The sequence below is a fragment of the Catenibacillus scindens genome, assembly GCF_014202115.1.
Taxonomy (GTDB): domain Bacteria; phylum Bacillota; class Clostridia; order Lachnospirales; family Lachnospiraceae; genus Catenibacillus; species Catenibacillus scindens.
In genome coordinates, this window is sequence record NZ_JACHFW010000019.1 from 39,953 (window position 1) to 58,535 (window position 18,583).

Here is an 18,583-nt window from a genome sequence, read left to right on the forward strand (position 1 = left end):
GACCGACTCTGCCCGCCGCTTTTTTATTCACCTTTGCTTTACTTTGATGCCGCCGCTTCTGTTGCCCATCCGTCAACAAAGGCGCTGACAACTTTCTCCCAGTTGGCGTCTGTCTGATCCGCCGCATATGCTGTAAGCGCCGAACCTACGCCGTTCTTCCATTCTTCGGAAGGCATGGTTGAGAACACCCATGTCACAGGAGTCTTTCCTTCTTCCATATATTTGTTAGCTTCATTAACAAGAGTGTTTTCAGATTCCAGGTTTGAGGGGAACGGAATAACAAATCCCATTTCCTTGCACATTGCGTTCACGCCGGTTTCAGAAGTTACACACCAGTTGATAAAATCAAGCGTGGCCTGAATGTCATCCTCAGAAGCTTTGGCATTTACACACCAGTAGTTCTCTGTTCCTGTACATACGCCCTGGTTTTCCTCTCCGTCTACACCGATATAGATTGGAAGGATTCCGAGATTTTCATCGCCCACATCCGCGATGTTGTTGTATTCCCACGTTCCGTTCTGATAAAATACCGCTTCTTCTGTCACAAAATCCGCTGTGGCGTCATCGGCTGTCTTTGTTGAAATCTCAGTAGGCTGACATGTGGCGTTATTAATATACAGATCCCAGATCTGACGATAGTTATCAAGGTATGTACCTTTGATGGCGTCTGTAGTATTAATGCCTTCATCTTTGTACTCATAGTAGATCGGAAGGTTTGCCAGATGGGTCTTAAATCTCCAGTCTGAGGAACCATCCATACCCGCGGAAGTGAAAGCGCAAAAACCAAGTTCATCCTTGCGGGCTGTAATATCTTCCACTACCTTTTTGAAACTGTCAAAATCCGTAATGTCATCGGCGGTATAACCGGCCTTCTCCAGAAGAGCCTTGTTATAGATAATGCCGTAGTTCTCAATAACATAGGCGATTCCCGCCATTTTGTCGCCGTCCATAAGGGCGAAGCTGTCGTCTGTCAACTGTCCCGCAATCTCCGATCCAGACAGATCATAACAGTAATCTTTCCAGCTTGCCAGGCCCACAGGGCCATTGACCTGGAACAGTGTAGGCGCGTCTGTTTTGGCCATCTCTGATTTCAATGTCTTCTCATACTCTCCGGAAGCGGCTGTCAGCACTGTCACCTCAACGCCGGTTTCCTCTGTGTAAGCTTTCGCCAACTCCTGCCAGTACTCATCGGCCTCCGGCTTAAAGTTAAGATAATATACCTTTCCTTTCGCGCTCTGATCTCCACCGTTTCCTGAACTTCCGGAACCTGCGTCTCCTCCGCATCCCGCTGCCAGACCCGCGATCATCGCGGCGGCCAGCACTGCTGATAATACTCTTCTTGTTTTCATTTTTACCCTCACCTTTCTGAAAAACTTTGTTTTCCTTTGTTCTGTACACATTATATCAATGAGGGCTGTCAGACCGGTAACAATTAAAAAACCATGATTAACAAAAAAAATACCTCCGTTCACTGTTCTTCCAGAAAACGCCGGATACTCTCATCCTCCCTCGCCGTAAATTCTTCCGGGGTCATTTTATTCTGGACCAGTTCCGGCAAAATCTCCCCCAGCGTATCCTCCTGGAGGATGGAGTTCCACTTCACCTGATAATTGGGCACAAGCTGGGGAGAATTTTTATATACAGCTATGTAATCTCTTTCTGCCGGGATCATCTCAGACGGGTCTTTTGAGAACAGTTCTTCTCTCTGTTCCATGTTCATCCGGGTACGCAGCTTTAACAGAGCGGCCGCACCCTCCTTGACTTCCTCGCTGTAGCTGGATACAATTGCCCATCCGAAAGTCTCCGGAGAGGAGATCAGCTTATTCTCCGGGAAAGCAGAAAAACGGACTTTATCCTGCCATTTTTCCGGAACCTGGTCCATCATCCAATAGCCGTTGGGAATCATGGCCGCCTGTCCGGAAAAGAAATTCTCGTAGGCCACATCAAAATCTCTGTAAAGGGCGTCCTCTGTAGTATAGGAAAATAATTTCTGAAGAGTTTTTGCGATACGCAGCCCGCTTTCATTCTGATAAGTCTCCGGATAGAACTGCTGCATAAAATCCGCCCCTTCTTCGGTGGAGGCGACTTCCGCGGTGGCAATAAGCATAGGCGCCCACGCCGTCCCCTCAGTATGAAGAGCCAGAGGAGTGATGCCGCAGCTTTTAAGCTGCTCACAGCACTGCCAGAACTCCTCCCATGTCTCCGGGAAAGATTCAATGCCTGCCTGGGCAAACAGTTCCTCATTCCAGAACATGCCGGAGCAGGCAAAGGCCGCCGTGCTGATTGGCCCCAGATAAATACTTCCATCTTCCTCTCTACAGGACGCAAGGACGGAAGGCTCGATCATAGCTTTCCACTCCTCGTCCGCCTCAATATACTTTGACAGTTCCTCAATCCGTCCATCCTCTATCATCATATAGTAAAAGGATGGAAGCATCCTTAAATCCGTAATCAGGGCGGGGAGAGTGTCCGTCACATTCTGCCTTTTCAGATTTTGGCGGTACTCCTCCTCGGTTTCCATGATCCACTCCACATCCGCCTGCCATCTACCGTTATACAACTGATTAAAAGCGTTGATCAGCTTTTCCTCGTTCCGTATACCTGTGGACGAATCTACAGTGAGGATCACCGGAATGGAAACCTCCTCGCTGACGTTCCCCGGTTCCGGCGTCTGCTCCGCGCAGCCGGCCGCCAGGGCCAGGGCCAGAGCCGCCGCCACGGCGGCAGCCTCAATTCTCAGAAGTTTTTTAGTTTTCATCTTTTTCTCCCACCCCTCCCGGAATCTTAATAGTACATATGGTTCCGTCTTTTTGAGCCTGGCAGTAAAATCCCGCCCCATCGCCATATTTCAGCCGGAGCCTGGTGAGAATGTTCATCACCCCATATCCGTGTTTTTTATCCTCAAAACAGTTCTTCAGCTCTGAAACCGGCATGGTATTCATTTTGTTAATCTTCTCCATCACGCTTTCCTCAATGGGTGTCCCATTGTTGTAAACATTTAAATAGATATTGCCTTCTTTTTCCTCCACAGAGATGACGATCCTTCCGCCCTCATAAATATCCTGAAACCCGTATTTTACCGAATTTTCCACAATAGGCTGGAGAATCAGTTTAAGGATGCGGGTATTTACCGGATCGACACAGCAGTCAATGTCATAGGAAAACAGATTTTCGTTGCGGATCTGCTGTATCTCCATATAGCTCCTGACATTTTCCAGTTCGTCCTCAACAGTGACAATATCGCTGCCCTTGCTGAGAGAAAGGCGGAGATATTTGGAAAGAGCCTGGATCATCCGCATGGTCGTCTCCTCACCGTTGATCCGGGCCAGCATGTAGATCGTGTCCAGAGTGTTATACAGAAAATGGGGGTTGATCTGGCTGATCAGTGTGTTCAGCTCCGCAGCGCGCAGCTCCCGCTCCTGAGCCTTAATCTCATCCAAAAGCCGCTGGATATTTTTCAGCATCTTATTGTAGGCACGGCCGATTTCATCCAGCTCTGTATGTGTGTTCAGCCCAATAGTACGGTCAAAGTTGTTTCCGTCAAATTCTGTCATTGTCTCCTTTATAACCTGAATCGGCTTTGTAAACCTGCGGGAGAAATAAATACTCAAAACTACCGCGACTGCCGTAACCAGCAGGTATATTGCCACAAGAACAAGAAATACAGAGATAAGCCTCTGGTTTAAAATCCGGTCCGGCACAAATGAAAACACTGATAATCCGCTGGTTTCATCCCGGTATACCGACAAAACACCGCCGGTTACCTGCTCCCCGGATAAAACCTGCTGATCCTCCATCTTCCGCACAACCATCTCCCCAATATTTTCCGGAACACTTTCCCCTGTCTTAAAATTTTCCGGCGCGAATGACAGACAGAGCTGTCCTTCCCTATCAACGATACCTACCGCCGCCTCCCGGGTCAGGTCCGGGCTTATATCCGTCACCTCCCGCAAAAATCCATCTTCCATTTTAAAAAAAAGCATCCCCGGTTCATGGGCATAATCCAGACTTCTCACATATCTTCCGATAAAAAGTGCGTTGTCTTCCGTGCCAAACAGGGTATCTTTTGTCCAGAACCATTTCGTCTTTGAATAATCATCTCCAAGATAGCGTTCAAAACCGCTGTCTTTGATATCCTCATAAGACACGTCCGAGTAAGATCTGGTATACACATTCCCCTTATTGTCCACATAACAGTAATCCGCCACATGTTCCAGATCAATATAGGCGAAATACTTGCTCAGGGAAATGTGGTTGACTTCTTCCAGCCCCCCGGTCTGGAGGCTTTGCTGAACGTCATCATATAAAATACATTCCGCAGTCGTCTCATCGGTTTTTTTAAACATATTTTCCAGAGTTATCCCCATTCTCTCGGTCATATACTCATATTTATCAACAATCAACCGGGTCATCTGGTTCCTGACGGTCAATAACACGCCCAGGCTAGACAACAGAAGGGCCAGCCCTAAAAGAGCCGCCGTATATTTCAGGTATTTTCGCTGTATCCCGGAACTTTTCTTCGTCTTTTTCATAACTTTTTTAACCCTCATATTCCTTCTTATATTCGCTGGGAAGTTTTCCTGTATATTGCTTAAACAAATGGGAAAAGTAGGAGGGATTATAAATGCCTACAGCGTCACATATCTCGCCGATACTGCCATTTCCGCTTTCCAGCAGCTTCTTTGCCTTTTCCATCCTCTGCTGCATCAGGTATTTTTTAAATGTCATATGGCACATATTTTTAAAAACCCGACCAAAATAAACCGGATTAAGATAAACGTGGGCCGCCACTGAGACAATGGACAAATCTTCGTCCTGAAGATGCTCATCAATGTATGTCATGGCCTCAGACATATATTCCTTGAAATACTTTGTCTCCATCTTTTGGGCGGCCTTCATCCGCTCTTCAACGGCACTGCACAGGATCTTGTAGCACACGTCCACCGTTTTGGCCCCACTGAGATTTTCAAGGTTGTAGTAATATTTTCGGAATTTTTCCTCAATAGCTTCTGTCAATCCATAAGATTCCTGAAGCATAAACTCGGTCTTTAACATAACCTGCTGCAAACATCTGCATTGCTTCTCCTCATCACTGGGAAGACTGTAAATAAGGTGAATAAATGCCTCTTTTAATTCCTTCGTATTGTTTCTGCGCACTGCGTTTACAACAAGAGCGTCGTTATCTCCCCCAGTTTCTTCGGCCAAAGGCACCTCCACATCTTCAGAGGCAGTGAGGGCGCTTGCCCCGGACATGCTGGCCATCTCAAGCAATCTCCGAGCTTCCAGATAACTCCTCCGGATGCCCTCTACCCCTTTATAAGGTTTAGAGATGGATGCCACAACCGGGCTCTGTTCATTCTTTTTCACATGTTCCAGAAGGCTTTTCAGTTTCCTAACAGCCCCTTTATCTTCTGTCCTTATAATGAAAGCGTCCCCCTCATCTCCTTCGATTTTCCAGTAAAAAAACGCCGCGCCGATAACTTCTTCCAGGAGCTTGATCAGGGCAAACCGGGACGCCTCATATTCCAGAGAATTAGTGATCTTATAGGCCAGGTCAATCTCCACGCACACCGTGATAAAACGCTGCCCGTTTCCAGGCACGTCCTCCAGCGTCTTAAATACCTCCTCCACTCTCTCCTGTGGAATCCGGTTCTGCACATATTTCTGGACAACCACCTGCAAAAAGCTGTTAGAATCCTTCACCAGAAGATTTTCCCAGCTCTCATATTTCGCTTCGTTTTTCATCTTCTCCACACAGGTTTTATAAGCTCCCTGCATGGTTTCCTGAAGTTTTTCATCCTCAATAGGTTTAAGCAGATAGGCGAAGGCCCCCAGATCGCAAGCCTGCTGGGCATAGTCGAAGTCCCGGTAGGCGCTTAACACAATAAAAAGGCACTCAAGATCCGTCTTTTGTATTTCTTCCATGACCATAAGCCCTGTAATCTGCTTCATCCGAATATCTGTCAGCACAACATGAGGCTTTACTTCTTTAATCACCTGAATGGCCTGCTCCCCGCTCTGGGCCGTTCCCGCCACCTGAAAGCCCATGCCGGACCAGTCATAGGTTTTTATCAGTCCCTGAAGCAAAATCGGTTCATCATCCACAATAACCAGTTTTAGCAATTCCATAAAACCCCTCGCTATCTATGATTTTATATAACAGTTCAGCCATCATAAACGGCGTGGCAGAACTGTTCTGTTACACGTTTTATTATCTATTTTACCACAACGGCATTTCCATGAAATATTAATAAGTTGATATAAAATAACAAATACTATATCTTTCTCCGGACATATCTCTTTGCCTGATGTCACTCTCCATAAAGACTCCGCCATTTCCCAGGGGACTGGCCGTACTTTCTTTTAAAAATCCGGTTAAAATAGGAAAGGTTTTCAAAACCGCATGACTCGGCGATTCCAAGAATAGAAGCGTCGCTGAACCTGAGCATCCGCTCCGCCATAGTCAGGCGGTAATCATTCAGGTACTCAATAAAACTGATTCCCATATGTCCTTTAAAAAATTTCATAAAATGGGACTTGCTGTAATAGGTCAGCTTAGCCATATCATCAATGGTAACATGCTGAGAGTAATTCTCCTCCACATACTTCAGTATGGTTTTCATCTTCTCCAGTGTTTTCTTCTGGGAAGGGGAATCCTCCCCTTTCTTCTTCTGGTTGGATATAAGAACGAAAAAAAGCTGAAACAAGTACCCTTTCACCGCTAACTGATATCCCTCTGGACGGGCGTCACAGAGCAGGTCGATCTGCCGGATATTCTGGGATATCTCTGAAAAGTAAGGGGTTGCCGACGTGAAATGAGTCTGGGCGGGAATACGCCCGTCCAGCAATGGCTGTATAAACCGAATAGCACACAGATCATCCGGGCCGGATATGAGCAGCTCCGGTTTCAGAATAATATTTTCGTACTCTACACAATAGTGCTTCTCCTGTTCAATGGAGTGGAGTTGTCCCGGACGGATCAAAACCACATCCCCGGCACAGACATAGTGACGGTTCAGGTCTACAGAAACGATTCCTCTCCCTCTTTTAATAACGATCAATTCCAGCTCCGAATGCCAGTGCAAAGGCACATGGGTAAAATCCAGAGGGATACTGCAAAGATAAGTGTTATAAGGAAACCGGGAATCGGTATGGCTCTTTGTCTCATGATAATTTTGATATTCGCTGATATTCATGCTCTTTTCTCCTCCAGACCGATACTCCCAGGGGAATGTCGGCGATATCCGAACCGCGCTTTGCTCCGCCCAAAGGCAGGCACGCAGTGCGTGGCTTGTGGGTTACTATGATAATGATACTATTGTACAATAATATGCCAGTATTTTGCAAGAATTATGGAAATAATCGTATTAAAATGATAACAGTTCAGCCATCAGGAATGGGCGGGATGATTTATGCTTGCATAAGGGTCAGCGCGTCAGCGCGGCTTTGCGAATGGCGCGAGCTGAACTGTTACTTAACTTGGGGAAAACAAAAAGCAACGTTTTTGAAAGGAGAAAACCATGGACATTCAGACATTGTTAAAACAGAACCTTGGAAAAGACATCTATGATGCTTCAGACAAAGAAATCTATGACGCTCTTCTGACAATGACTCAGGAAATGGCGGCGGCGAAGGAACACACCAGCAGCAAAAAGAAACTCTATTACATTTCAGCGGAGTTTCTCATCGGCAAACTGCTCTCCAATAATCTGATCAATCTTGGCATCTACAAAGAAGTCCAGGAAATCCTTAAAGCAAATGGCAAAGACATCTCCGCCATTGAGGAGGTTGAGCCGGAGCCGTCCCTTGGAAACGGAGGACTTGGCCGCCTGGCCGCCTGCTTCCTTGATTCTATCGCCACATTAGGGCTGTCCGGCGACGGCATCGGCCTGAACTACCATCTCGGACTGTTCAAGCAGGAATTTGAAAATGGACTGCAAAAGGAAATGCCAAATCCGTGGATCGAAGAAAAATCCTGGCTGATTAAAACAGACGTGACCTATCCTGTAGAGTTTAAAGGACTTCGGGTCAACGCCAGAATGTACGACATCGAAGTTACCGGATACAATAACATCACCAACAAGCTTCACCTCTTTGACCTTGATTCTGTGGATGAGACTATTGTACATGATGGAATTGACTTTGATAAAGAAGACATTCTGAAGAATCTTACCTTGTTCCTCTATCCGGATGACAGTGACGATCAGGGAAGATTGCTGCGCATCTACCAGCAGTATTTTATGGTCAGCGCCGGGGCCCAGTTTATTCTTGATGAATGCACAGCAAAGGGCTGCAATCTCTACGATCTGCCGGATTACGCAGTCATCCAGATTAATGATACCCATCCGACTATGGTCATTCCCGAACTGATCCGTCTCCTTGTCCAGAGAGGCATGGATATGGATGACGCTATTGAAGTGGTATCAAAGACATGCGCCTATACCAACCATACCATCCTGGCCGAGGCTCTGGAAAAATGGCCTGTCACCTACCTTAAAAAAGTCGTTCCTCAGCTTATGCCTGTCATTGAGGTGCTGGATGATAAGGTGAGACGGAAATTTGACGATGAAAGTGTAGCTGTCATTGACAGAAACGACACTGTACATATGGCACATATTGATATCCATTACGGTTTCAGTGTCAACGGCGTTGCCGCCCTCCACACAGAAATCCTGAAAAACTCAGAACTGAATAATTTTTATAAAATATATCCTGAAAAATTTAATAATAAAACCAACGGTATTACATTCCGCCGCTGGCTGCTCCACTGCAATCCTCTCCTGGCAGACTATATCGAAAGCCTGATTGGCGAAGGATTCAAAAAAGATGCCTCAGAACTAGAAAAACTCCTTAAATATAAAGATGATGAGGCTGTGTTAAATAAGCTTCTTGAGATCAAACATGAAAACAAACAGCTCCTGTGCGATTATCTGAAAGAGACACAAGGCATCCAGATCAGCCCGGACACCATTTTTGATATCCAGGTAAAACGGCTCCATGAGTATAAACGCCAGCAGCTCAACGCCCTTTATATTATTGACAAATATCTGGAAATCAAGGCAGGGAAGATCCCGTCCGCTCCCGTCACCGCCATTTTCGGCGCGAAAGCGGCTCCCGCCTATGTTATCGCTAAGGATATTATCCACCTCATCCTCTGCCTTCAGGAGATCATTAACAATGATCCACAAGTCAATCAATACCTTAAAGTTGTCATGGTGGAAAATTACAATGTAACCAAAGCTGGAAAATTAATCCCTGCATGTGATATTTCCGAACAAATTTCCCTGGCATCCAAGGAGGCCAGCGGCACAGGAAATATGAAGTTTATGCTCAATGGCGCTGTTACTTTAGGCACAGAAGATGGAGCCAACGTGGAAATCCACCAGGCTGTGGGCGACGATAATATTTTTGTCTTTGGCGCCACCAGCGACGAGGTCATTGAGCATTACGCCAAAGGCGATTATGTGGCAAAAGACTATTATGAAACGAATCCTTCTATAAAAGCGGCCATTGACTTTATTACAAGCGAAGAAATGCTAAAAGTGGGCCAGAAAGAACATCTGGAGCGGCTTCAGAAAGAACTGATCGGCAAAGACTGGTTTATGACTCTCCTTGATTTTGATTCTTATAAAGAAACAAAGGAAAAGGCCCTGAAAGCCTATGCCGACCAAAAAGCCTGGGCCCAAAAGATATTGGTAAACATCGCCAAAGCAGGATTTTTCTCATCAGACAGAACCATTGAGGAATATAATAAAGAGATCTGGCATCTGGCATAAAGTTTTATGCATCAGTTCAGCCATCAGAGATGGGCAGGCTGAACTGGCATCGAAAATTTTCTAAAGGAGAAGATAAAAAATGAAACGAGCAAGCGGAATATTATTACCTGTATTTTCCCTGCCATCAGAATATGGGATTGGATGTTTTTCAAAAGATGCTTATACATTTGTAGATATGCTTAAAAACGCCGGGCAGAGCTACTGGCAGATTCTCCCCCTTGGCCCTACAGGCTACGGAGATTCCCCCTACCAGTCTTTCTCCACATTCGCGGGAAATCCATACTTTATTGACCTGAATACCCTTGTGGATGAAGGGCTTCTGACCCGCCAGGAATGCGGCACCTTTGATTTCGGGGGCAAAGATGATGAGATTGATTACGAAAAAATCTATCTCTCCCGCTTCAAAGCGCTGAAACTGGCTTACGACCGCTTTGATCAAAACGATGATTACCGGACCTTTGTCCATAAAAACCAATTCTGGCTGGAAGACTACGCTCTCTATATGGCCATCAAAGATCACAATAATGGTGTCGCCTGGAAAGAATGGGAAGAACCTCTCAGGGACAGAGAACCCCAGGCGCTGGCAAAAGCCAGAGAAGAGCTGGCCGAGGCGGTCGATTTTTACCGGTTCCAGCAGTACGAATTTGACAAGCAGTGGACAAAGCTTCATACATACGCCAACCAGCAGGGCATAAAGATTATCGGGGATATCCCCATTTACGTGGCCTTTGACAGCGCCGATACATGGGCTTCGCCCCAACTGTTCCAATTTGACGAAAACAACAATCCCACCGGTGTCGCCGGCTGCCCGCCGGACGGATTTTCGGCCACCGGACAACTTTGGGGAAATCCCCTTTACCGCTGGGACTATCATAAAGAAACCGGCTATGCATGGTGGATTCAGCGGATCGCCTACAGCCTGAAACTTTATGATGTGGTCCGTATCGACCATTTCCGCGGTTTTGACGAGTATTACGCCATCCCCTACGGCGACGCTACCGCTGAAAACGGAAAATGGATGCCCGGACCGGGTATGGATCTTTTTCACGCCATCGAAGAAAAACTGGGACGTCCGGACATTATTGCGGAAGATCTCGGCTTCCTGACCCCTACAGTGCTGGAACTGCTAAAAGACAGCGGATTCCCTGGCATGAAAGTCCTTCAGTTTGCCTTTGATGCCAGAGAGTCATCCAACTATCTGCCCCACACTTACACAGAAAATTGTGTGGTTTACACGGGCACCCACGACAATGACACCACCCGTGGCTGGTATCACGAGGTTGGAAAAGAGGCCAGAGACTTTGCCAAAGAATATATGTGCAAGCCCAGACTGGACGAAGATTCACTGGCCCAGGATTTCATCGCCATGGCCATGGGCAGCGTAGCCCGCCTGTGCGTCATTCCTATGCAGGACTATCTCAATCTTGGCACCAAAGCCCGGATCAATCTGCCCTCCACATTAGGCGGCAACTGGGTGTGGAGATTGAAGAAAGATCAGCTTTCAGAGGAAGTTTTCCGTGAGATGGGAAGGGTAACAAAACTTTACGGAAGAATGCCGGAAGAGATTTAAAAAAATGAAGGGGCCGCAGGCAAAAGCCTGCGGCCTGTTAAACTTTCCGGGTTGTTTTACTCCTGTAATAACCAGTCAGCGATATCATAAATTTCAATCCCCTCGTAGCTATACTTCGGGTGACGTGTCCGGGCAATAATCCTTGAAAATAATGTTGATATTTTCAAAGTGACTTTTCAGATACTTAATATATGCCCTCATCAGTTCTGACTTTCCGGACCGGCGAATCCCTGTAATAATTTTAATATCTGGAGTTTGATTGAGTTCAATGATCCTGTTCAAATACTCTGTTCTCGTTATTGTTTTCATATGCCATCCCGCTTTCAAAAATTAATTTTTTTTAATTTTTTGAAACTCTATTTAGAATCTATTATACTATCACTAAATAGTATATACAAGCAGGCACTTTAAAAACTAAAATGTTTAGTAACAGTTCAGCCATCAGGGATGGGCGGGATGATTTATGCTTGCATAAGGATCAGCCCGCCCCATTCCTGATGAGCTGAGCGCCGGATCATGAGCAAAGGAGCGGCGTCAGCCGCGGGTCAGCGCGTCAGCGCGACTTTGCGAATGGCGCGGGCTGAACTGTTACATGTTTTATACGATCATATTTCCTTCAATATATCCATCCATGTTGGCGTCTCCAATACGGTCCACCACACGGCAATCCCCAAGCTTTCGCACCTTAACGCCTTCACGGGCCGCCCCGGCCAGCTTCTGCGCCTGGGAATCAAGACTCTGCAGACCAAGGGCACAGACCACGCCGTCGGCCGGCAAAGTAAATGTCGTTCCGTCCTCGCCCTGAACCAAAACTCCGTCGTCGGTCACAGCCAGACATTTCGTCTGAATATAAGATTGAATCCCCAGCTCATCCAGCTTGTCCATAACGCAGGTAAAGGCCATGTTCCGGGCCTCAAGAATAAGCCGCTCCGCCATTTCCACAATAGTCACTTCACAGCCCTCTTCGGCCAGTTCAATGGCTGTCTCCGCGCCGACCATACCGCCGCCGAGGACAACTACCTTTTTCCCAAGTTCTTTTCCCTTTCCATAAGCATCCTGGGCGGGCATTGTTTTCTCAATTCCGGGGATGGGCGGTTTCGCCGGTTTTGAGCCGATGGCCAGCAAAATCACATCCGCGTCGGAATTTCTGATGTAATCCTCATCCACATCTGTATTTAGAAGAACCTTGACAGGCCGCTCTTTTACCCGGCGGATCATTAGATCACGGAAATTTTTCAAGTCATATTTTTCTTTGTCATGATCAAGAAAATATAAAATACCTCCCAAGCGTCCGCTTTTTTCCACCAGCGTCACGTCATGGCCTTTATCGCAGGCATATCTTGCCGCCGACAGCCCGGCAATTCCTCCGCCGACAACCAGCACTTTTTTACGGCTTTCAAAGGGTGGAAATTCCGGATGTTTGTTAAATCCCATTCCCCATGTCACCGGATTTACTGTACAAAAGGCGTAATAAGGATGTCGGGATTGTCTTATTTTATCCCGCTCCTGCTCCATGGCGTCTGTGAGATGGTACTTTTTAATATACTCCAGCTCCTTTTCATGTTCATGGGAACCGGCGTAGCAGCGCATACAGCGGACACAGCGGTTAATATCATCCGCTCTGCCCGCGGCCACCTTATTCATAAACTCCGGATCGGCAAATGCCTGCCGGCCCACAATAACAAAATCCACAATATCATCGGCCAGAATCTTTTCCGCGTCTTCCGGGGAATTAATGCCGCCGATAACGCCCATTTTTACATCTCTTGGACATTTCTTCCGAATAACCGCAGCCAGTTCCACATTGCAGTTGTGCTTCGTGTAAAGACTTGAAAACTCCAGCGTGCGGTAAGAGCGGTAATAGTGGCCGGAAGACACATGAAGAATATCCACAAGTCCGGACAGATGGGTGGAAAATTCCGCCATATCCTCAGCCGTTGTGCCGCCCGGCCAGCGGTCAGAACCGGAGATACGAAGCTCGATGATAAAATCTTCGCCTACAGTTTCCCTAAGAGCGCGAAGAATTTCCAGAGGGAATCGGAACCTGTTTTCAAGGCTCCCGCCATATTCATCGGTGCGGGTATTTTCCAGAGGCGAAAAAAACTGACTAAAGAGCCAGCCGTGGCCACCGTGAATGAGAATGCCGTCAAATCCGGCGTCTTTGGCGTAAACCGCGCAGGTACAGAAATCCCGGATGGTTTTTTCCATCATCTCACGGGTATAGCCGATCACCTGAGTACCATCCGCTTTTGTAAAAGATACCGGCCCCCAGGGGTGCGGATTCTTAGGATGGGCCTCTCCAATGGAACCGAGATGGGACAGCTCCATCATAGCCACAGCGCCGTTTTCTTTAATGATCCTGGCCGCCTTTTGGGCCATCGGGAAAAACTCGCCGGATTCATCGGGGAAATCCACATCCTCAAAACCTCTCGCCGCATCTGTATCATTAATGGTGATTTCTCCGGAACATACGGAGGCAAACCCGCCGGCCGCCCGTTCCCTGAGCATACGATTATAAGGCTCCCCCAAACGTTTTTCAAAGCTGAAATATCCTGTAGGCGCCGCCAACATACGGTTTCGGTAGACTTTGCCCCGGATAGTGATAGGACTTAACAAATGTTCATAGGACTGCATATAGAAACTCCTTCCCTTTTTTTCTTTATCCTATCACCCTGCAGGACCGAATACAAACGTAAAAATCGCATATGCTCATAACAAAAATGCATGGTTTTTTCCGAAAATCCATGCGATAAAGTTATTGACCAGGAATTTTCCGACATGTATACTGATTTTATTACCGCAGCATATAAAGGAGATATTATTTTATGAATTTAACACAGTTAAAAACCTTCTGCTCTGTGGCCCGAACAAAAAGCTTCACCGTCTCGGCTGCGGAACTGATGATCAGCCAGCCAGCGGTCAGCCGTCAGATCGCCGGACTTGAGGAGGAAATCTGTGCCCGGCTTTTCATACGGGAACACAATACCCTGGCGCTGACTCCGGCCGGTCAGCATTTATATGAAGAGCTTCCCAGCCGGCTTGAAGAACTTGAAGCTTTATTTTTTTCTGTGTATTTACTTGGAACAGGCAAAAGAAAACGTCTAAAGATTGGATTTTTGAAAGAACACATTCTTTCTCCTCAGCTTATTGCCGTTATGAGGGAAATGCGCAATGAAAACTATTATATGACCATACAGCAGTATGATTTTAACAATCTGGAGAAGGCTCTGGATAATCACGATATTGATGCAGCCATCGCTTTTCTCTGGGCAGACAACGCTTTTGAAGGCTGCCGCAGGCAATCTCTGGCCACAGAATCTCTATGCCTTGCCGTCAATCATGATTACGCTCCGGAAATCCCCAAAATCATTGATTTAAAATTCCTTGAGGAATTTTCCGCCTTGCGTCCGGTCATGGTTCCAAAGGTTTCCGCCTTTCCTCAGAGTCAGCGGGCCTGGGTTTCCGCCCGCATAGCCGGGCTGTGGAAAGGAGTTCTCGAAGAGTCTCCCGACGGCATCGTGCCTATGGTTCAGACGGGCATCGGTTCCGCCCTTGTGGCCCAAAGCCATATTCTGTGCCGTGAACCTTCCGTGGATATGATTCCTCTTGAATTTCTCTCACCGGTTCAGATTTTCGCTTTCTGGAAAGCGGATAATAAAAATGAAAGCGTCGGAGATTTTATTGACAGGTTTTCCAAACAATTAGAATAGTTCCGGATAAGTCAAATGCCCCGCTGCAAGCAGCGGGGCATGAATCTATCAGCGCCAAATGGACGCGCAAGCGCGCCCTCTTGTCTCACTGCCCTCAGGAGTAAATCAAAATTCCAGACTATTCCAATTCACCAGGAAATACTTCATACCCATAATCACAAATCCCTCTTCGTTTCTCCAGGGTTTTGAAGTCCCGTTGACGATAACAATTTTTTTAAAAGAATCCGGAATGCTGCGCAGAGAATAAAACTCCTGGGATTGTTTTTCTTCCGAAGCCATATCATAGGCAACCTGAATATAGTATCTTTGGCTTCCGTGGTTTACTACAAAATCAACCTCAAGCTGTTTGCGGACTCTTTTTCCCTCTTTGTTATTTGAAAATACGTCTAATATACCTACATCAATATTGTACCCACGTATAAGCAGTTCATTATAAACAACATTTTCCATTAGATGGGTGGGCTCCTGCTGCCTGAAATTCAGTCTTGCATTTCTAAGACCTACATCCGTGAAATAATACTTTAGATTTGCTCCAATATATTTTCTTCCTTATTTTTGTGCTAATGCACATTTTTTAGTAATGATATTATACTATACAGGACGATCAAAGTCAAAAATATTTTACTGCCTGACATTCCTATTTTATGTTCAAATGCACATTTTTATTTATCGGAAGATCACTATTCCTCATTAAGTTTCTCAAGCATTTCCCTCAAATCCATTTTAAACAGCTTTGCCAGAGCAATTAAATTGGATGTTGACGGATCGGACGTTCCGTTTTCCCATTTACTCACGGCCTGGCGGCTGACTCCGAGAGATTCAGCGACAAATTCCTGGGTCATTTTACACCGTATCCGGTTTTCTTTAATGATTTCTCCAAGAGTCTGACACACCTTCTTTTTTTCTTCCTTTATGGGCGTTGACTTTAAATATTTTTTCAAAGCTTTAACCAAAAGGATAAACAGGTAAACGATCCCTCCGCAAATCACCGCCAGCAGCAACAGATTAATAATCAACATAAACAGACCTAAAAATTGCACAATATCACCTCCTGGTGTAAAAATACTCCAAAACAGCCGGTTACGTCCACCAACTATTCGTCAACTTTCGGTTGCCGCACGCTTTCTCGGCCTTCAAAATACCTTTTGACCCCGCTATCACAGATATAATATAATTATAAATGAGTACAGTAGTACCGGCAACTGTTATGACACAGAAAGGAAATGATCATGCCAACTATTTATTACACTTACTATACCCCTGTTTCTTCAAAAATACTGGAGGTAGCCGCTCAGGAAGGCAAACTGGGCCTTCGTCTTCTCAGCCATGGGCTTGAGGAACTTTACGGAATACATATGTCTGTGGATGACATAAGCCAGCATCTGACCAGAGAGGAACATGGAAAACCCCGGCTGACAGACTATCCCGATATACACTTTAATATCACTCACTGCCCCGGACTGGTGGCCTGCGCCTTTTACAGCGGTCCTATTGGCGTGGACGCTGAACTTCCCGGCTACTTTCCTCCTATCCTCATTAAACGCGCTCTGTCGGAATCAGAAAAAGCCATCCTCACCGCCAATGGAACAACCCCGGAACTTGAACAGGAATGGTTCTACCGTCTGTGGACGCTGAAAGAGGCTTATGTAAAGAAAACCGGCCAGGGCGTGGATACGGATCTGACCGCCTTTTCCTTTTCTTTTCAGAGCAAAGGGGAAAATATGGAGGTCTCCTGTTCGGACGCCTCCGTCTCATGTTGCCAGTTCCGGCTGGAACAGGGGCATATCCTGTCCATCTGCCGGGATATGACTGACAAGGAGGACGGGCAAACACCTTTCCTGGTTCTGTGCAGTCTCGCAGAGTAAACTCCCATACCGGGCAATATACGGTAATACCAAAAATGGAAGCCGGTTACTGTTTATTTGGTGAACAGTGACCGGCAAACTACTTTTTTTAACGATCTCGTCAACAGGTATTCAAATATTTAATAAAAATTGTTATAATAAAAACAGATCACATGTGACAGGGAGGGAAATTTACTATGACAACAAAAGGAAGGCTCAGACATCTTGATTTTATTGTTATTGATATACTGGCACTCTTTTTATCTGCCACCATAGGCTTTTTAGCCACAGAACCCTCTCTGTACAATCTGCTGGAGAATTGGATGATCTATCCATTCTTTTCCTTTATCCATCTCTCAGCATGCCTTCTTCTCCGTGTTTACGACGGTATTTTGCAAAGAGGCTATCTGAAGGAATTTGTTGCCCTTATAAAGCAGGAATTTTTCATTGCCGCTGTTTTAATTTTTACCTTTTACTTTTTTCTGGATCAGAGAGAAGGATTCCGGCTGTTTTTGGCCGTCTATTTTCTGACGGTCTTTCCGTTAACTTATATCCTGCGTTTTATCCATAAATTTTATCTGAAATACCGCTATAATAAGGTGAAATACTGCCGTCAGATCGTCATTATCGCAACAGAAACCGCCGCGAGAAAACTCATTGAAACAATCACATCCTCCGCCATACGCAACTACCAGTTTTTCGGACTTGCAGTTATTGACCGTTCCATGATCGGCGAAAAAATAGGGAATGTATCCGTGGCTGCAGGCCGGTCTTCCCTGATGGAGTACATTCAATCCAATGTTGTCGATGAGGTCTTTCTTAATATCCCCGAAGATTCTGCCCTCACTCTGCAGTTTGCCAGAGATCTTCTCCAGATGGGACTTACCGTACATATTTACATGGAAGACATTTATCAGTCTCTTCCAAACCGATCCATGGGAAATGTTTTTGGATATAATGTACTTTCCACAACCATCAGCCCGATTTCCTTCCGTCAGACCCTTGGAAAGAGGCTAATGGATATCCTGGGAGGTATCATTGGCTGTGTAGCCACCCTTATCCTGACGCTTATCCTTGGCCCCATTATTTATATTAAATCACCAGGTCTGCAAACAGCCACTTTCTGCGGCCAGCAGGGCCGCATTTCCCGGCCAGTTAGGGCCATATTAAGCGGTCGGCTTTAGAGATCGGCAGGGCAAGAGGGGCTCCGCCCTGCTGATCAGTATTGATCGTTGTTGTCACAGAAGGCTATGCCTTCTCAATCAATACAGTAAACCCTGTCGTCAGCCTGCGCCGGATTCCGTCAAGTTTGCCATAGCATTCCTTCTCATCACTCAGCTGTTTTCCCCATTCATCCGGAGAATACTGGCAGGTGAAAAGGGTGGAGGTCCCAAGGTCATCCCGCAGTTTAATGAGATGGTACAGGATCTTGATCCCTTCCTCGGAGTATCGGCTGATAGCGAAATCATCAATGAACAGCAGCTGGATACGTGCATAGTACCGGATCCTCTTGCGGTACTTGCTCAGATCTTCCTGCCGGTTGAGGACGATCAGTTCATCCAGCAGATCGCTATAGTCTACAAACTTGCAGCGGTAATTGCGCCTACATGCCTCTACACAACAGGCAGACAGGAAATAGGACTTGCCCGCGCCGGTAACTCCATAGATCCCTACATTTTGCCG

At 46.3% G+C, this 18,583-nt stretch carries 13 protein-coding genes and 2 pseudogenes; 5 read left to right on the forward strand and 10 right to left on the reverse strand.

Annotated features, from left to right (window positions below):
• Window positions 1-38: 38 nt before the first annotated feature.
• The 5 genes from HNP82_RS16135 to HNP82_RS16155 form a co-directional block, all read right to left on the reverse strand.
• Window positions 39-1,349, reverse strand: coding sequence for an ABC transporter substrate-binding protein (locus HNP82_RS16135; protein ID WP_183776385.1), 1,311 nt, complete (start codon window positions 1,347-1,349; stop codon window positions 39-41).
• Window positions 1,350-1,468: 119 nt separating this feature from the next.
• Window positions 1,469-2,758: an ABC transporter substrate-binding protein gene (locus HNP82_RS16140; protein WP_183776386.1), complete on the reverse strand. Its 1,290-nt coding sequence runs from the start codon at window positions 2,756-2,758 to the stop codon at window positions 1,469-1,471.
• Window positions 2,748-4,532, reverse strand: coding sequence for a sensor histidine kinase (locus HNP82_RS16145; protein ID WP_183776387.1), 1,785 nt, complete (start codon window positions 4,530-4,532; stop codon window positions 2,748-2,750). The genes HNP82_RS16140 and HNP82_RS16145 overlap by 11 nt, the downstream gene beginning before the upstream one ends.
• Before the next feature lie 7 nt (window positions 4,533-4,539).
• A complete protein-coding gene (locus HNP82_RS16150) occupies window positions 4,540-6,129 on the reverse strand; it encodes a response regulator transcription factor (protein WP_183776389.1) in 1,590 nt (529 codons plus the stop codon).
• A 182-nt stretch (window positions 6,130-6,311) separates the two neighbouring features.
• Complete coding sequence (locus HNP82_RS16155) at window positions 6,312-7,196, reverse strand: helix-turn-helix transcriptional regulator (protein ID WP_183776391.1); 885 nt, start codon at window positions 7,194-7,196, stop codon at window positions 6,312-6,314.
• Window positions 7,197-7,520: 324 nt separating this feature from the next.
• Here HNP82_RS16155 and HNP82_RS16160 point away from each other — a divergent pair, with 324 nt between their 5' ends.
• Both HNP82_RS16160 and malQ read left to right on the forward strand, forming a co-directional pair.
• Window positions 7,521-9,776: a glycogen/starch/alpha-glucan phosphorylase gene (locus HNP82_RS16160; RefSeq protein WP_183776393.1), complete on the forward strand. Its 2,256-nt coding sequence runs from the start codon at window positions 7,521-7,523 to the stop codon at window positions 9,774-9,776.
• A 79-nt stretch (window positions 9,777-9,855) separates the two neighbouring features.
• Window positions 9,856-11,346, forward strand: coding sequence for a 4-alpha-glucanotransferase (malQ, locus tag HNP82_RS16165; RefSeq protein ID WP_183776395.1), 1,491 nt, complete (start codon window positions 9,856-9,858; stop codon window positions 11,344-11,346).
• Window positions 11,347-11,481: 135 nt separating this feature from the next.
• On the opposite strand, the pseudogene HNP82_RS18535 reads toward malQ, so the two are convergent.
• A pseudogene (locus HNP82_RS18535) lies at window positions 11,482-11,655 on the reverse strand (ATPase); the annotation flags it as partial.
• 288 nt (window positions 11,656-11,943) lie between these two features.
• On the reverse strand, window positions 11,944-13,980 hold the full coding sequence (locus HNP82_RS16175; RefSeq protein ID WP_183776397.1) for an FAD-dependent oxidoreductase: 2,037 nt from the start codon (window positions 13,978-13,980) through the stop codon (window positions 11,944-11,946).
• Window positions 13,981-14,171: 191 nt separating this feature from the next.
• On the opposite strand from HNP82_RS16175, the gene HNP82_RS16180 reads away from it, so the two are divergent.
• Window positions 14,172-15,056 (forward strand): LysR family transcriptional regulator, encoded by an 885-nt coding sequence (locus HNP82_RS16180; protein WP_183776399.1) that lies wholly within the window; start codon window positions 14,172-14,174, stop codon window positions 15,054-15,056.
• A gap of 105 nt (window positions 15,057-15,161) precedes the next feature.
• Here the strand turns inward: HNP82_RS16180 and HNP82_RS16185 are convergent.
• Both HNP82_RS16185 and HNP82_RS16190 read right to left on the reverse strand, forming a co-directional pair.
• Window positions 15,162-15,605 (reverse strand): annotated as a pseudogene (locus HNP82_RS16185) (DUF4143 domain-containing protein); the annotation flags it as partial.
• 131 nt (window positions 15,606-15,736) lie between these two features.
• Window positions 15,737-16,096 carry a helix-turn-helix domain-containing protein gene (locus tag HNP82_RS16190; protein ID WP_330599677.1) on the reverse strand — a complete coding sequence of 120 codons (360 nt, stop codon included), beginning with the start codon at window positions 16,094-16,096 and terminating at the stop codon, window positions 15,737-15,739.
• 189 nt (window positions 16,097-16,285) lie between these two features.
• Here HNP82_RS16190 and HNP82_RS16195 point away from each other — a divergent pair, with 189 nt between their 5' ends.
• Complete coding sequence (locus HNP82_RS16195) at window positions 16,286-16,921, forward strand: 4'-phosphopantetheinyl transferase family protein (protein ID WP_183776401.1); 636 nt, start codon at window positions 16,286-16,288, stop codon at window positions 16,919-16,921.
• A gap of 176 nt (window positions 16,922-17,097) precedes the next feature.
• Window positions 17,098-18,084 carry a nucleoside-diphosphate sugar epimerase/dehydratase gene (locus HNP82_RS16200; protein ID WP_183776403.1) on the forward strand — a complete coding sequence of 329 codons (987 nt, stop codon included), beginning with the start codon at window positions 17,098-17,100 and terminating at the stop codon, window positions 18,082-18,084.
• Between the two features lie 64 nt (window positions 18,085-18,148).
• Here HNP82_RS16200 and HNP82_RS16205 read toward each other — a convergent pair.
• Window positions 18,149-18,583: ATP-binding protein (locus HNP82_RS16205; RefSeq protein WP_183776405.1), on the reverse strand; the 435-nt coding region annotated here is incomplete at its 5' end.

Coding starts and splice junctions, on each gene's coding strand:
- HNP82_RS16135 (WP_183776385.1), bottom strand. CDS start 1,349: ATGAAAACAAGAAGAGTATTATCAGCAGTGCTGGCCGCCGCGATGATC.
- HNP82_RS16140 (WP_183776386.1), bottom strand. CDS start 2,758: ATGAAAACTAAAAAACTTCTGAGAATTGAGGCTGCCGCCGTGGCGGCG.
- HNP82_RS16145 (WP_183776387.1), bottom strand. CDS start 4,532: ATGAAAAAGACGAAGAAAAGTTCCGGGATACAGCGAAAATACCTGAAA.
- HNP82_RS16150 (WP_183776389.1), bottom strand. CDS start 6,129: ATGGAATTGCTAAAACTGGTTATTGTGGATGATGAACCGATTTTGCTT.
- HNP82_RS16155 (WP_183776391.1), bottom strand. CDS start 7,196: ATGAATATCAGCGAATATCAAAATTATCATGAGACAAAGAGCCATACC.
- HNP82_RS16160 (WP_183776393.1), top strand. CDS start 7,521: ATGGACATTCAGACATTGTTAAAACAGAACCTTGGAAAAGACATCTAT.
- malQ (WP_183776395.1), top strand. CDS start 9,856: ATGAAACGAGCAAGCGGAATATTATTACCTGTATTTTCCCTGCCATCA.
- HNP82_RS16175 (WP_183776397.1), bottom strand. CDS start 13,980: ATGCAGTCCTATGAACATTTGTTAAGTCCTATCACTATCCGGGGCAAA.
- HNP82_RS16180 (WP_183776399.1), top strand. CDS start 14,172: ATGAATTTAACACAGTTAAAAACCTTCTGCTCTGTGGCCCGAACAAAA.
- HNP82_RS16195 (WP_183776401.1), top strand. CDS start 16,286: ATGCCAACTATTTATTACACTTACTATACCCCTGTTTCTTCAAAAATA.
- HNP82_RS16200 (WP_183776403.1), top strand. CDS start 17,098: ATGACAACAAAAGGAAGGCTCAGACATCTTGATTTTATTGTTATTGAT.